The sequence below is a fragment of the Streptomyces mashuensis genome (genome assembly GCF_014654785.1).
Lineage (GTDB): Bacteria > Actinomycetota > Actinomycetes > Streptomycetales > Streptomycetaceae > Streptomyces > Streptomyces mashuensis.
In genome coordinates this window covers 257,200-271,715 of sequence record NZ_BNBD01000008.1, presented here as the reverse complement: position 1 = coordinate 271,715, position 14,516 = coordinate 257,200, and the positions used below count along the sequence as shown (strand labels likewise).

Annotated in this window: 14 protein-coding genes; 11 read left to right on the top strand and 3 right to left on the bottom strand. The window is 74.0% G+C overall.

From position 1 onward, the window contains the following. Window positions 1-23: 23 nt before the first annotated feature. On the bottom strand, window positions 24-1,460 hold the full coding sequence (locus IE305_RS20615) for an amino acid permease (RefSeq protein ID WP_190131142.1): 1,437 nt from the start codon (window positions 1,458-1,460) through the stop codon (window positions 24-26). A gap of 190 nt (window positions 1,461-1,650) precedes the next feature. On the opposite strand from IE305_RS20615, the gene IE305_RS20610 reads away from it, so the two are divergent. The 5 genes from IE305_RS20610 to IE305_RS20590 all read left to right on the top strand — a co-directional run bounded on the left by IE305_RS20610 (window position 1,651) and on the right by IE305_RS20590 (window position 6,004). Continuing rightward, window positions 1,651-2,496 (top strand): SDR family NAD(P)-dependent oxidoreductase, encoded by an 846-nt coding sequence (locus tag IE305_RS20610; protein ID WP_190131141.1) that lies wholly within the window; start codon window positions 1,651-1,653, stop codon window positions 2,494-2,496. Between the two features lie 52 nt (window positions 2,497-2,548). Next, a complete protein-coding gene (locus IE305_RS20605) occupies window positions 2,549-3,136 on the top strand; it encodes an HXXEE domain-containing protein (RefSeq protein WP_190131140.1) in 588 nt (195 codons plus the stop codon). Window positions 3,137-3,297: 161 nt separating this feature from the next. Next, on the top strand, window positions 3,298-4,935 hold the full coding sequence (locus IE305_RS20600; protein WP_190131139.1) for an alkaline phosphatase D family protein: 1,638 nt from the start codon (window positions 3,298-3,300) through the stop codon (window positions 4,933-4,935). A 44-nt stretch (window positions 4,936-4,979) separates the two neighbouring features. Beyond that, entirely contained in the window at window positions 4,980-5,723 is a 744-nt protein-coding gene (locus IE305_RS20595) for an SIR2 family NAD-dependent protein deacylase (RefSeq protein ID WP_190131138.1), read from the top strand. Window positions 5,724-5,764: 41 nt separating this feature from the next. Further along, window positions 5,765-6,004, top strand: coding sequence for a hypothetical protein (locus IE305_RS20590; protein ID WP_190131137.1), 240 nt, complete (start codon window positions 5,765-5,767; stop codon window positions 6,002-6,004). Window positions 6,005-6,026: 22 nt separating this feature from the next. Here IE305_RS20590 and IE305_RS20585 read toward each other — a convergent pair whose 3' ends face one another. Further along, complete coding sequence (locus IE305_RS20585; RefSeq protein WP_190131136.1) at window positions 6,027-6,563, bottom strand: DUF4232 domain-containing protein; 537 nt, start codon at window positions 6,561-6,563, stop codon at window positions 6,027-6,029. A 206-nt stretch (window positions 6,564-6,769) separates the two neighbouring features. Between IE305_RS20585 and IE305_RS20580 the strand changes: the two genes are divergently transcribed. From IE305_RS20580 to IE305_RS20560, 4 genes are all read left to right on the top strand, one after another. Continuing rightward, window positions 6,770-7,387: a GNAT family N-acetyltransferase gene (locus IE305_RS20580; protein ID WP_308440262.1), complete on the top strand. Its 618-nt coding sequence runs from the start codon at window positions 6,770-6,772 to the stop codon at window positions 7,385-7,387. Between the two features lie 31 nt (window positions 7,388-7,418). Beyond that, window positions 7,419-10,562 (top strand): telomere-associated protein Tap, encoded by a 3,144-nt coding sequence (gene tap / locus IE305_RS33895; RefSeq protein WP_444546169.1) that lies wholly within the window; start codon window positions 7,419-7,421, stop codon window positions 10,560-10,562. Window positions 10,563-10,571: 9 nt separating this feature from the next. Further along, a complete protein-coding gene (gene tpg / locus IE305_RS20565; RefSeq protein WP_190131134.1) occupies window positions 10,572-11,129 on the top strand; it encodes a telomere-protecting terminal protein Tpg in 558 nt (185 codons plus the stop codon). A gap of 135 nt (window positions 11,130-11,264) precedes the next feature. Then, entirely contained in the window at window positions 11,265-12,698 is a 1,434-nt protein-coding gene (locus IE305_RS20560) for an amino acid permease (RefSeq protein WP_373311690.1), read from the top strand. 36 nt (window positions 12,699-12,734) lie between these two features. Here IE305_RS20560 and IE305_RS20555 read toward each other — a convergent pair whose 3' ends face one another. Continuing rightward, the gene (locus IE305_RS20555) at window positions 12,735-13,217 is read right to left on the bottom strand and encodes a hypothetical protein (RefSeq protein ID WP_190131133.1); all 483 of its coding nucleotides are present in this window, start codon (window positions 13,215-13,217) and stop codon (window positions 12,735-12,737) included. A 177-nt stretch (window positions 13,218-13,394) separates the two neighbouring features. Here IE305_RS20555 and IE305_RS20550 point away from each other — a divergent pair, with 177 nt between their 5' ends. Then, window positions 13,395-13,970: a DUF6624 domain-containing protein gene (locus IE305_RS20550; protein ID WP_308440260.1), complete on the top strand. Its 576-nt coding sequence runs from the start codon at window positions 13,395-13,397 to the stop codon at window positions 13,968-13,970. 113 nt (window positions 13,971-14,083) lie between these two features. Beyond that, window positions 14,084-14,509: a hypothetical protein gene (locus IE305_RS20545; protein ID WP_190131132.1), complete on the top strand. Its 426-nt coding sequence runs from the start codon at window positions 14,084-14,086 to the stop codon at window positions 14,507-14,509. Window positions 14,510-14,516 lie beyond the last annotated feature (7 nt).

The following is a 14,516-nucleotide window of genomic DNA, read 5'->3' as shown; positions in this document are numbered from 1 at the left end:
ACACCTTGTACAGCCCGGGCGGCTCAGCGCTTCTCGGCCGCGCGCTGCCGGACGTAGCCGGTCACCGCCAGGGCGACGGCCAGGCCGCCGGTGGAGTACAGCTGGACCCGGGTGTCCGTGTCGAGGGTCATCAGCACCAGCGTGCCGGCCACGCCGGCCAGCGTGACCCAGGTGAGGACCGGGAAGGCCCACATCCGCACCACCAGCTTCCCGGGCGCCTCGCGCTCCAGGCGGCGGCGCAGCCGCAGCTGCGAGACGCCGATGAAGCCCCAGACGACGAGGACGACGGCGCCGACCATGTTGAGCAGCCACGCGAAGACGGTCGTGGGCCACCAGTAGGAGAGGAGCACGGCGAAGAAGCCGAACCCGCAGGACGCCAGCACCGCGCGGCGCGGCACCCGGCCCGCGCCCGAGACCTTGCCCAGCACCTTGGGGCCCTGGCCGCGGGTGACCAGCGAGTGGGCCATGCGCGAGGAACCGTAGATGTTGGCGTTCATGGCGGACAGCAGCGCGATCAGGACGACCACGTTCATGATCTGGCCGCCGCCGGGGACGCCCAGCCGGTCGAGCACGGCCGCATAGGGGCCGCTCTCGGTGACGGCCTTGTCGTGCCAGGGCACGAGCGTGACGATGACCAGCATCGAACCGACGTAGACGATGCCGATGCGCCACATCGTCGTCCGCACGGCCTTGGCCACGCCGCGGGCCGGGTCCTCGGACTCGGCGGCCGCGATGGTGACGGTCTCCAGCCCGCCGTAGGCGACGACGGAGGCGAGCAGCCCGGTCAGCAGCCCGTTGACGCCGGTGGGCAGGAAGCCGCCCTCGTGCAGCAGGTGCGCCGTGCCGGGGGCGTCCGTGCCGGGCAGGACGCCGAGGATCGCCAGGACGCCCAGGCCCAGGAAGAGGGCGATGGCACCGATCTTCAGCGCGGCGAACCAGAACTCGAACTCGCCGAAGCTGGACACGGCGGCGAGGTTGGTGCCGCAGAACAGCGCCATGAACAGCAGCACCCACATCCACGACGGGGTGCCGGGCAGCCAGCCCTGCACGATGTGGGCGGCGCCGATCGCCTCGATCGCCACGCCCACCACCAGCAGGATCCAGAACATCCAGCCCGCGGTGAAGCCGGCCCAGGAGCCGAGCGCGCGGTCGGCGTGGACGGAGAAGGAGCCCGAGGCCGGGTTGGCGGCGGACATCTCGCCCAGCATCCGCATGACGAACATCACCAGCAGGCCGGAGACCGCGTAGGCGAGCACGATCGAGGGCCCGGCCGCGGCGATGCCGGCGCCGGACCCCACGAAGAGGCCCGCACCGATCACGCCGCCGAGGGCGATCATCGAGAGGTGCCGCTGCTTGAGGCCGCCCGCCGGGCGGCCGTTGGGCGGCGTGTCCGGCAGCGGGGAGGTCGGCTCCGCGCTGCCCGCGGTCGGCGGCGGGGGAGAGGAGAGTGTCCGGCTCATGGTCGTGCCTGTCCAAAATACGAGATCGATGGACCACGAGTATGGACAGGGCGTCGCACTCGCGGCCGGTCCGTCCGATATGCGGACGCACCCCTCACGCAGCGTGATCACCGTGCTCCGCACGGCCCGGCGACCCGCGTACGATCACCCCTGACCGGACGACGTACGCGCGCAGGGGAGGCCGATCACAGTGACGGAGCAGCGGGAACAGCAGCAGGACGAGCGGGTGGTCATCGTCACGGGCGGCGGCACCGGCATCGGCGCGGCCACGGCACGCCTGCTGCGCGCCACCGGCCACCGCGTGGTCGTCTCCGGCCGCCGCGAGGAGCCCCTGCGCCGGATCGCCGAGGAGACGGGCGCCCTCGCGCACCCCTCGGACACCACCGACCCCGACGCCGTGCAGGGGCTCGTGGCCGCCGCGGTCGACACGTACGGCCGGCTGGACGGGCTCGTGCTGAACGCCGCCGTCGCCCGGCCCGGAGCCGTGGGCGACGTCTCCCTCGAGGACTGGGAGACCGTGCTGCGCACGAACGTCACCGGCCCCTTCCTCCTGCAGCGCGCCGCCCTTCCCCACCTGCTGCGGGCGCGCGGCGCGGTCGTCGCGGTCGCCTCCGTCTCCGCCCTGCGCAACGGCGTGGGCAGCGCCGCCTACCAGACGTCGAAGGCCGCCCTGCTCCAGCTGTGCCGCTCCCTCGCCGTGGACTACGGCCGGCAGGGGCTGCGGGCGAACATCGTGTGCCCCAGCTGGGTGCGGACCGAGATGGCCGACCGGCGGATGGAGCGGTTCGCCCGCGAGGCGGGGCTGCCCGGCGGCGCGGAGGCCGCCTACGAGGAGGCGACGCGGCTGCTGCCGGCGGGCCGGCCCGGCGAGCCGGAGGAGGTCGCGGAGGCCATCGCCTGGCTGCTGTCGCCCGCCGCGTCGTTCGTCAACGGTTCCGTCCTCACCGTCGACGGCGGCGTGACGGCCGTCGACCCGGGCACGGTCGCTTTCGACCACCGCATCGAGCCCCGCACCGCCCCCGCCCCCTTCAACTGAGGCGCAGGGGCCGCCCGGAGGCCGTCCGCCGGCCCCTGCCATACTCACCGCCATGATCACAGGGGGCAGCGCAAGGCGGGCGGGAAGCGCAGAAGAAGCCGGACACCGGGCCGTCGGTGCGGGCGTGACCTTCGGCCTGCTGGCCGCCTGGGCCGTGCACGACGCCGAGGAGCTGGCCTCGATGCCGGGCTGGGTCCGCACGGGCCTGCCCGCCCTGCGCGAACGCCACCCGCAGCTGCCCGAGCAGCTGTGGCGCCTGCTCGACGTCGACCCACGCGAGTTCGCGGCGGCCGTCGGCGTCATGGCGGTCGCCCTGGCCGCGGTGGCCGCCGAGGGCCACCGCACCGGCGGCCGGTCCGCCGCCTACCAGGCCGCCCTCAACGGCTTCGGCCTGCACGGGCTGATGCATCTGGCCCAGGCCGGGGCCGCCCGGCGGCGCACCCCCGGCGCGGCCACCTCGCCCCTCGTGGTCATCCCCTTCACGCTCTGGGCGCGCGGCCGGCTGCGGCGCGCCGGCGTACTGCGCCCCACCCGCCCGGCCGAGGCCGTGCGCGGCGTGGCGCTGGCCGCAGCCCTCACCGCGGGCGCCCACCTGACGGCCCGCCGGCTCGTGCGGTCCCGCCCCGCCACCCGCGGCTGACCACCGGCGGGACGCTCCACGACGCGCCACGACGCCGCGCGGCCGGGCCCGCCGGAAGGCCACCCGGGTGACGTGCCGCCCCGTCATACAGCGGCATGCGACAAATCAGCTCATAACATCAGCTTCTGTCGCAGCGTCATCCCCGGCAGAAGGGCGACGGCATGCCGCAGCCACCCCACCCCTCCGTCCGGCCCGCCACCGGGCCCGCACCGGCCACGGACCACCTCAGACGCCGGCTCCTCGGCCTCACCGCGGCCGCCACCGCCCTCGCGTTCACCGCCCGCGTCCCCCAGGCCGCCGCCCGCCCCCTGCGGTCCGCGGAACTCGCCGAGAACCCCTTCACCCTGGGCGTGGCCTCCGGCGACCCGCTGCCCGACGCGGTCGTCCTGTGGACCCGCCTCGCCCCCCGCCCCTTCGAACCCGGCAACGGCCTGCCGGCCCGGGGCGTCGTGGACGTCCAGTGGGAGATCTCCCGCGACGAGGACTTCCGCCGCACCGACCGGCGCGGCACCACCCGCGCCGACGCCGAGTACAACTACAGCGTCCACGTCGACGTCCAGGGCCTCGAACCCGACCGGGTCTACTGGTACCGGTTCCGCACCGGCCGCTGGATCAGCCCCACCGGCCGCACCCGCACCACACCACCCGCGGGCGCCGCCGTCCGCACCATGCGCCTGGGCCTCGCCTCCTGCCAGCAGTACGACGAGGGCTACTACACCGCCCTCGCCCACCTCGCCCGCGAGGACCTCGACGCCGTCTTCTTCGTCGGCGACTACATCTACGAGAACGCCATCAACGCCCAGGCCGGCGTCCGCCGCTACACCGGCGGCCGGCGCCTCCCCGACGTCTTCCGCCACGAGACCATGACGCTGACCGACTACCGGCTGCGCTACGCCCTCGGCAAGTCCGACCCCGACCTCCAGGCCGCCCACGCCGCCCACCCCTGGTACGTGACCTGGGACGACCACGAGGTCGAGAACAACTACGCCGGAGAGTACGCCCAGGCCGGCGACCCCGTCGACGCCTTCCTGCGCCGCCGGGCCGCCGCCTACCGCGCGTACTGGGAGAACATGCCGCTGCGCCGCTCCCAGCGCCCCTCCGGCCCCGACATGCGGCTCTACCGCCGCTTCGAGTACGGCAACCTCGCGCAGTTCGACATCCTCGACACCCGCCAGTACCGCGACGACCAGGCGTACGGCGACGGCTGGAAGTACCCCGGCCGCGAGTCCGACGACCCCGACCGCAGCATCACCGGCGACGAGCAGGAGGAGTGGCTCATCGACGGGCTGCAGACCTCCACCGCCCGCTGGAACGTCGTGCCGCAACAGCTCGCCTTCTGCCAGCGCAAGAGCACCACCGGATCCCACGCCAAGGTGTCCATGGACGCCTGGGACGGCTACCCCGCCTCCCGCGACCGCGTCCTGTCCGGCGCCCGCGACGCCGGCGTCACCAACCTCGTGGTGCTCTCCGGCGACGCCCACGTCAACTACGCCATGGACATCAAGGAGGACTTCGACGACCCCGACAGCCCCACCGTCGGCGTCGAGATCGTCGGCACGTCCCTGTCCAGCGGCTCCGACGGCACCGCCCGGCCCGGCGACACGAACGCGGTGCACGCGGCCAACCCCCACCTCAAGCACTACTCGGCCCGCCGCGGCTACGTCGTCGTCACCCTCACCCACAGCCACCTGCGCGCCGACTTCCGCGCCCTGCCCTACGTCACCCGCCCCGGCGCCCCCGTCTCCACCCTCACCAGCCTCGTCTCCGAAGCGGGCGAACCGGGCTTCGAGCGGGCCTGATAATCCGGAGGAAGTGCGGAGGGGAAGGACATACCCTCGGCCGCATGACTGCCAAGCCGCCGCTCGTGGCGATCCTCACCGGCGCCGGGATCTCGACGGACTCCGGCATCCCCGACTACCGCGGCCCCAACGGCCTGTGGCGCCGGGACCCCGAGGCCGAGAAGCTCGTCACGTACGCGTACTACATGGCCGACCCGGACGTCCGGCGCCGCTCGTGGCAGATGCGGCGGGCCACGGGCACACTGCAGGCCCGCCCCAACGCCGGGCACGACGCCATCGTCCGGCTGGAACGGTCCGGCACGCCCGTACGGGTCCTGACGCAGAACGTCGACGGGCTGCACCAGCTCGCCGGCCTGCCCGAGCGGAAGGTGCTGGAGCTGCACGGCAGCGTGCGGTCGGTGGTGTGCACCAGGTGCCACCGCCGGTCGGGCATGGCCGAGGCGCTGGAACGCGTGGCGGCCGGCGACCCCGACCCGGCGTGCGAGAAGTGCGGGGGAGTCCTCAAGCCGGCCACCGTCATGTTCGGCGAGGCGCTGGACCCGATGGTCCTGGGCGAGGCGGTGGCGGTGGCCAAGGCGTGCGAGGTGTTCATCGCCGTCGGCACGAGCCTCACCGTGCACCCGGCGGCGGCCCTCGCCGGGCTGGCCGCCGACCACGGCGCCCGCCTCGTCGTCGTCAACGCGGAGCCGACGCCGTACGACGAACGGGCCGACGAAGTGGTGCGGGAGCCCATCGGGGAGGCGCTCCCGGCGCTGCTGCGGCGCTACGAAAGTCGTAGCGACGGGTAAATGGGGCGTATCCGGCGGCGGGACGACTCGTTGTGCCCGGCATGAAGAGAACTCTCCTGGCCGGAGTCGCCGGCACCGCCACCGCCGCTGCCCTGCTCGGCCTCGCCGCCCCGGCCGCGCACGCCGACGGCAAGGTGGGCGACGCGCTCAAGCCCGTGGTCACGTCCACAGGCTCCGCGGCGTGCAGGCCGGACTACGGCTCCCTGCCCGTCGTCAGCCAGTACGCGGGGGTGGTGGCGGAGGCGTGCCGCGCCGGTGGCCTGGCGGAGTCCCGCGCCTGACCCCGCCACTCCTGACAGCGCCTCACGAAACGTCGATCCGGTAGGCGAACGCGGTCACGGACAGATCGCCGTTGGTCACCAGCTTGGCGAACGGCACGGTCAGGTGGTCGTGCGAGGCGGGCGGCGTGATGCGCAGGTAGCCCGCCTGCACCATCGTCGGGGCGTCGGCGTGCGCCCACACCAGGTCGGCCTCGGCGGAGCCGCCGGGGCGCAGGTAGAGGGTGTGCCGGCCCGGGTCCTGCACGAAGTAGGTGTCGCCCCAGGTGGTGTGTGTCTCCACCGGCTGGTGCCGGGTGTCCTCCAGCTGGAGGCCGGGGTAGCCGCGCAGGGCGCAGGTGTGGCCGGTCGTGTTGGTCAGCCTCAGCACCGTGCCCTCGTGGGACATGCCGGCCTGGTGTCCGCCCTTGTCCGTCAGGGCGGCCCGCAGCCCTGCGACGCCGCAGGTCGGCACCCCTGCCGGTGCGGCCGCGGCCGCACCGCCTCCACCCAGAACCGCTCCGGCCGCCAGCGCCACTGCTGCGGCGGTTGCGGCCGTCCTGCCCAGTGCGCTGCGTATCATCACGTGCCCCCTTACCGGGTCGGGAACCTCCCCGTGCACACGAGGATCTCTCTTCCGCCTGCCTCGTGCGAGTCGCCCCAAACGTTCCAGGCGTCTCACGGTCCCAATTAATCGGATGACCTTCCGAACCTCCGTCGCGTAATGTGCACAACCGCATTGCGTCTCTTACATCAGCATCGGGAGGTCTGACGATGATTCCGGACTTGGTGACGACGTGGGTCTCGGGGTGGGCCGTGTCCCGGGAGCGGCCGCGGCCGGCCCGGATGCCGTGGGGCTTCTACATCGACGTGGACCAGCCCGGCCAGGTCGGGCGGCATGTCCTGCCCGAGGCCCCGGGGTCGCTGATCCGCGAGGCGGCGGCCTCGGTGGCCGTTCCCGACACCTGGCTCAAGGCGCCCGTCGCACCGGACGAGGTGGCGCCGTGGCTCCCGGCGGGCTGGATCGTCGACGAGGAGGAGACGGGTCACCTCATGGCGACCGACCTCCAGGCCACGCACCCCCGGCTGCCGGAGGGTTACACGGCGACGGTCGAGGTCCGCAACGGCGTCACGTACGTCCGGGTCCACGACGGCGCCGGCGAGCGCGCGGCCGGCGGGCAGATGGCGGTGCTCGGCGACGCGACGGTCGTCGACCGCGTGGTGACCGAGGAGGCGCACCGCCGCCGCGGCCTGGGCGGCTACGTGATGCGCACGCTCGCCGACCTCGCGGTGGCGGAGGGCGCGCAACTGGGCGTGCTGGGCGCCACGGACGAGGGCCGGGCGCTGTACGAGACCCTGGGCTGGAAGACCCACGCCCCGCTGGCTGCGTGCATGTACCGGCCCTGAGCGAGGGTAGGGTGGCCGCCGGAGGTGGCCCATGTCGGAACGTATCGACGCGATCGACGCGATCAACGCGCTGATCGCAAGCCGCCCGGCCCTGCCGCCGCCCCCGGAACGCGAACGGCTGCGCAGGGCCCACGGCTTGACCCGCGACGAGGTGGCGAACGCACTCGGCGTCCGCCGCCCCACCCTCGTCAACTGGGAAACCGGCAAAACCACCCCACGCCCCCCACAGCGCGACGCGTACGCACATCTGCTGGCGGAACTGGCGAAGCTGTACCCGGCGCCGACGCCGGCGGCACCTGCGCAGTCCGGCGCCGCGGCGGCGCACGACCGCGGCAGGGCACCCCACGGCCCGGCCGACGAGCCGTCGTCGGCTGGCGGGCTGGCGGCGGTACCCGGTGAGCGTTCACCGGCCGCGTCGGCGCTCGGGCCGGCCGACGAGTCTGCTCCTGCGCTTGGTGAGTCCTCGTCGGCCGGGACGACGACCACGCGGGCTGCGACCTCGGATGTCGGCTCGGAGGTGCCTGCGCCGGCCGGGCAGGACGAGGAGGCTGCTGCGACACGTGGCGAGCCCGCGCCGGCTGGAACGACGGCCGTCACGGCAAGGTCCCCGCAGCCCACGACTGCGGCTGCCGGCGCGCCGGCGCCCGAGCCGGTGGGCGACATGGTCGCGGAGGACGAGACGCCGGCACCTGACACCGCGGCCCTGGCCGCGCCGACGCGCATGCCGGCCGATGCCGCGGCTTCGACGGGGCCCTCCCAAGCCACTGCGCCCGGCACCGTGGCTGCGCCGGCGCCCGGCCCGGTCGACACCCCGGCCGGGTCGGCCCCGGTCGGCGGCACGGCCGCGAACGCTGCGGCCGCGGCTTCGGCGCCTCGCGTGCCTGCGGTGTCGTCGGCTGCGCCGGTCGAGGGTTCGGGGGAGCCCTCCCCGGCCGCGGCGCCCGGCACCGCGTCCGTCGCCGCGGCGACGGTATCCGCGACCGGCCACCCCACCCGGGCCGACGGAGCCACGTCCGTCCCTGGCGACACATCCACCGTGCCTCCGCCCGCCGCCACGCGGGCGTCCGCGGGCCCCGAGAGCCCCGCCGAGGCCGGGCAGCCCGCATCCGTTGTTCCCGGGCCCGCTGCCGCGACGCCGACGTCCGCGCCTGGCGCTGTGCCCCAACCGATTCCCGCCGTGCCCACACCTGCCGCGGCCACGAAGATCGCCGCGTCCAGCGCGGTGCCGCAGTCGTCCTCTGCCGGGGACGAGGGCCCCGCCGAGGCCGGGCAGCCTGCATCCGCCGTGCTCACCCAGGCCGCCGTGGCATCGGTGTCCGCGCCCAGGGCAGTGCCCCGACCTGCCCCCGCGGGCCCCGCCGAGGCCGGGCAGCCCGCCCCGGCCACCCCCGCGCGGACGACCGGCCGTGCCCCTGGCCGGGCCGCCCGGCGGGGCGGGGCCACGGCCGGCGCCCCCGGCCGGCCCGTCCCGCGGGACGACGCCGAGTCCGTCGACGCCCCCGACTACCCCCACGGCCCCCTCGCCGTTCTCGACGGCGACGGGCAGGCGTACTGCGTCGGGGGGCTCGTTCTCGAGTGTCCTGCGCGGACCGTTGCCGCGGTCGTCGAGTGGGCGTTGGGGGAGGCGCGGCTCGGGGCCGGGCGGTTGCACCGGTACGGGAAGGATGCCGATCCGCTCGTCGTGCTCACCGCCGGTGCCGCCGAGCGGCTGGGGTTGCCGGCCGAGCTGGAGGACCGGCGGGGGCTGCGGCTGCCCGACGGGCACAAGGTCGTCAAGCAGCTCGCCAAGAGCAAGTGGCAGCTCACCCGCCGCGGTTTCGGGCCCTGGGCCCGCGTCTTCCGGCCCGCCGCCGGCAACCGCCGGCAGTGCGTGCAGCTCGCCGTCCTGCCGTGGGGCGCGCTCGACGCGCGGGCCTGGGGCGACGCCGACCGGCTGCCGCCGGCCGAACTCGCCGCGCTGCTCGGCGACTACGCCACGCGCGTCATCACCCCCTGCGGTTCGACCGCCGTCACCGGCCTGGAGCTGATGACCGCCCTGCGGCCGCCCACCCGCGCCGTCCGCGACGAGCGGACCGGCGCCTGGGTTCCGGGCCCCAACCCCGGGTCCCTGACCGAACCCGTCGAGTGCGCACCCCCGGAGGCGCCGGACGGCCACCCCCTCGTCACGGCCCTGTACCCGCCGTACCACCAGCGCACCCCCGACCAGGTCCTCCTGGAGGAGGCGTACCAGTGGGCGCGGCCGCTCACGGACGACGAGTGCACCCGCCGGTACGTCGTCGGCATCGACGTCAACATGGCCTTCGCCGCCGCCGCGAACCGCCTCACCGTGGGCCTGTCCGCACCCGTCCACGTCAAGGCCCCCGCCTTCGACAAGTCGCTGCCGGGCAGCTGGCTGGTGGACCTGTCCGGCGTCGACCTCGATCCCCGCCTGCCCTCCCCGTTCACGCCGACCGGCGAACGGCCGCAGGGCCCCGCCTGGTACGCCACCCCCACCGTCGCCTACGCCGCAGAACTCGGCCACGACGTCCGGCCGCTGGAGGCGTACGTGCGGTACGAGCACGGCCCGTACCTCGACCCCTGGTACGCGCGGCTGCGCGATGCCTACCTCGCCACCATGGCCCGGCTTGGCGTGACGCCCGGCATGGGCGAGGAGGAGTTCCTCGCCGCCATGGCAGTGCACCGCCAGCAGGACCCGGTGCAGGCCGCGGTCCTGACGGCGGTCAAGGCCACCGTCAAGGGCGGCATCGGCAAGCTCCGCGAGCGCCCGCGCGGCGCGTGGCGGCCCGGTGAGCCCTGGCCCGCGCTGCAACGCCCCACGTGGCGCCCCGACATCCGGGCCGCCGTCATCGCCACGGCCCGCGTCAACATGCACCGCAAGATGCTGAAACTGGCCCGGGAGGCGGACCTCTACCCGGTGGCGGTCCTGTCCGACTGCGCCGTCTACCCCTCCCACGGCCCCGGCCCCCTGGACTTCCTGCCGCGCACCCCCGACGGCCGCCCCCTGCCCGGCGGCTTCCGGCTCGGCGTCAGCCCCGGCATGGTCAAGCACGAGGGCACCCAGACGGTCCTGTGGGCCGAGGGCCTGATCGAGCAGTACGGGATCGAGGGCGTCAACATCGCCCGGTACATCAAGAGCGGCGACGTCACCGGCGCCGTGCACGACGACGGGGAGTAGGCCACGCCGATGGGCATCCTCGCGGACGGCCTCGACAAGGCCGACGAGAACACCTTCACCCGGCCGGTGCCGAAGTCGGCCGGAGCACAGATGCGCTTCCTCGTACGGCAGCACAAGGGCTCCACGCGCGCCGTCGCCCGCCTCCTGGGCATCACCCAGCGCACCGTCGAACGCTACGTCCGCGACCAGCTGCGGCACCCGCGCAAGGAGCTCGCCGAACGCCTCGCCCGCGAGGTGCGCCGCCGCTGGCAGCCCAAGGTCCGCGAGCGGGCCAGGAAGCACGCGGCCACCACCGGCGGCATCGTCATCGAGACCCGGGCCCGCTTCGGCTTCACCGCCGCGCCCGGCAGCACCGACGACGCCCGGGTCCGGCAGATCACCCAGCACCTGCCGCCCGGCTACGCCCAACGCCTGTTCGACGCCCGCGCCGCCGGCGCCGCCGAGCAGGAGCTGCGCGAGATCGCGGCCGAGGGTCTGCAGGAGGTCTACTTCAAGGACGGCGGCCGGCGCGCCGCGGGCCTGCTGGTGGAGTTCACCGACATCGACTACGCGGAGTTCGACTTCTGACAGCCCGCCTGGACTGTTGAATCGGCGACAACTGCGGTGACAAGCCCGCACCGCGCTGCGAATCTTGATCCCTCACACCGAGAACACGTTCTCGTGTCATGAGCACGTTTCAGAACAAGAGAGGGACTCGTCAGCGTGAGCACGCACACCACCGAAGGAACGGGCCGCGAGGCGGCCCCGCCGTCCCACGGCGGCGGGGGCTACCAAAGGGGGCTCGGCTCCCGGCAGATGCAGATGATCGCCATCGGCGGCACCATCGGCACCGGCCTGTTCCTCGGCGCCGGCACCGCCATATCCCAGGCCGGGCCGAGCCTCGTCCTGTGGTACGCCGTGGCGGGAGCCGTGCTCTTCCTCGTCATGCGGGCCCTCGGCGAGCTCCTGACGCACCGTACGGTCACCGGCAGCTTCGCCGACCACGCGCGGGCGTACCTCGGGCCGTTCTGGGGCTACGCCACCGCCTGGACGTACTGGATCATGTGGGTCACCACCGGCATGGCCGAGATCACGGCCGCCGGGCAGTACGTCACCTACTGGTGGCCCGGGTTCGCCCAGTGGAAGACGGCGCTGATCGCGCTCGTGGTCCTCACCTGCGCCAACCTCATCTCCGTGAAGATGTTCGGCGAGCTCGAGTTCTGGTTCGCCCTCATCAAGATCACGGCCATTGTCGGCATGATCCTCATCGGCCTGGGCGTGCTCGTCATCGGCTTCGGCGACGCGGGTGACACCGCGTCCGTGAGCCATCTGTGGGCCGACGGCGGCATCGCCCCGCACGGTGTGCGGGACTCCCTGATGACCCTGCAGATCGTGCTCTTCGCCTACCTCGGGGTCGAGCTCGTCGGTGTCACCGCGGGCGAGACGAAGGACCCGGAGAAGAACATCCCGCGCGCCATCAACAGCCTGCCGCTGCGGTTCGGCCTGTTCTACCTCGGCGCCCTGCTCGTCATCCTCTCCGTGGTGAGCTGGCGCGAGTTCCAGCCGGGCACCAGCCCGTTCGTCGCCGCGTTCACCAAGATAGGCATTCCGGCCGCGGCCGGCATCGTCAACTTCGTCGTCCTCACCTCGGCCCTCTCCTCCTGCAACGCCGGCGGCCTGTACGCCACCGCCCGCATGCTCCGCACCGCCGGGGCCAACGGCGACGGCCCCCGTACCCTGGCCCGCCTGAACGGGCGCGGCGTGCCCGTGCCCGCCGTCCTCGTCTCCGCCGTGGTCATGGCCATCGGCGTGTGGGTCAACGCCGTCGACCCCGGCCACGCCTTCACGTACATCACGGCCGTCTCCACCGGCGGCGCCATCATGGTGTGGAGCATCATCCTGCTCACCCACAGCAGCTACCGCCGCGCCGTGCGCGAGGGCCGCGCCGAGGCGTCCTCGTACCGCATGCCGGGCGCCCCGTACACCACCTGGCTGGCCCTGTCCGGCTTCGCCTTCGTCACGGTGCTCATCGCATGGGACGCCGACACGCGCGTCGCGCTGTACGCCATCGCCGTGTGGTGCGTCCTGCTGCTCCTCGGCCATCCCCTCGTACGGTCGCGGTCCCGGTCGTCCGAGCGCTCCTCCGGCGCGGCCTGACGCCCGCGCCGCACGCGTGACGGCCCGTCAGCGCCGTCACGCGTGCGGCATCGGGAACCGCAGCGCATAGGTGACCACCCGGCGCTGCCCCCAGTGGACGACGCCCAGGTAGAGCCCGGGGCCGATCCGCCGGATCTCCTCCCGCACGCGGGCCACGGGCAGGCGGCGCCGGGGCGGTGCGCCGGGGGAGGCGGGGGAGCGGTCGAGGACGATGCATTCGTGGCCGTCGAGCAGGCTCGCGTCGCGGTAGGCGCGGGCCGGGCAGACCGGTACGGCCCAGGGGGTGACGAGGTCGCGCAGCTCGCTGCCGCCGGAGTCGAAGACCTTGCCCCGCCAGATGGCGCCGCGCACCACGCGGGCCAGCACCCGGGAGACCCGTGCGCCCAGGCCCGGGAGCACCGTGCCCGCCCCCGTGCCGCGCGGGATGTCGCCGGGGGGACTGGCGCGGAACAACCGGTCGAGCTCGGGCCGTGACATGGCCGTCAGCCAGCCGGTGTCCGCCCTGCTGTCGTCGCTCATCGAGGACCTCTCACGGCCCCCCTGACGGTCACCGTGACAGATCCATTATCCCCGCGCGCGGGCGCGCCTGTCACCGTCCGCAAGGTTGATCTTCGTGCCGATTCGCGGCTTTAGGGTTTCCGGTGGCCGGCCCCCGTACGACACCTTCCGACACCACCGACCCGGAGCGATACGACGATGCACCCCACTTCCGAGACCACTGAGACCTCTGAGATCTCTGAGACGCCGGAGGCCTCCTTGACGGCCCTCGCCGCGGAGCTCGTGGCCATGGCGGAAGCCGACCACCGGGCGGCGGCCGGCGCCCACAGCGACGACGTGGCGCAGCAGCTCGCCTGGCGCCGGCTGACCGCCCGGCACGGCGACCGGCTGAACGAGATCATGGACGCGTACGGCTGGCCCACCGCGCGGCTGGTCGGCGAGGACGCCGCCCGTGCGGCCTGGCTCGTCGCCCAGCACGCCGACCGTCAGCTCGACGTGCAGCGCCGCGCCCTGGAGCTGCTCGGCGGGGCCGTGGCCGACGGCGAGGCGGCCCCGCGCGACCTGGCCTTTCTCCTCGACCGCACGCGGGTCAACGAGGGTCGCGAGCAGGTGTACGGCACCCAGATCGCCGGAATCGCCGACGGCGCGCCCGTGCCGTGGCCGTGCGAGGACCCCGAGCGCATGGACGCCCGCCGGGCCGAGGTGGGCATCGAGCCGTACGCCGCCTACGTGGCCCGCCACGCACCGGCCGGCGCACCGACGGGCCGTCAATAAGCCTTCCGACCCGGGGAATCAGCCCGGCGAACCCTGGCTTGAACGTGTTCAAAAACAGGTCTAGAGTCCTCGGTGACAGCTCTTTTGAACGTGTTCAAGAAAGGGGTGGGGTTGTGGACCTCACCGTTACCGCGTACGCCGTCTACCTGCTGGGCAGCGCGGCCCTCACCGTCTGGGTCGCCCGCACCCTCAGCCGCAACGGGCGGGTCTTTCTCGTCGACGTCCTGAACGGGAACGAGAAGCTGGCGGACGCGGTCAACCACCTGCTGGTGGTCGGGTTCTACCTGGTCAACCTCGGGTTCATCGCCCTGTACCTCCAGGACGACGGCTCGGTGACCAACGCCCGGGGCGTGGTGGAGAACCTGTCGCAGAAGCTGGGCGTCGTGCTCCTCGTGCTCGGCGCCCTGCACCTCGGCAACGTCTTCGTGCTCAGCCGGTTCCGGCGGCGCGGTGCGGTCGCGCACCGGCCGCAGCCCGCGGTCGTGCCGCCGGGGTACGGGCCGCAGGCCCCCTGGGGGCAGCCGACGCCCGGCATGTGAGTGCCGC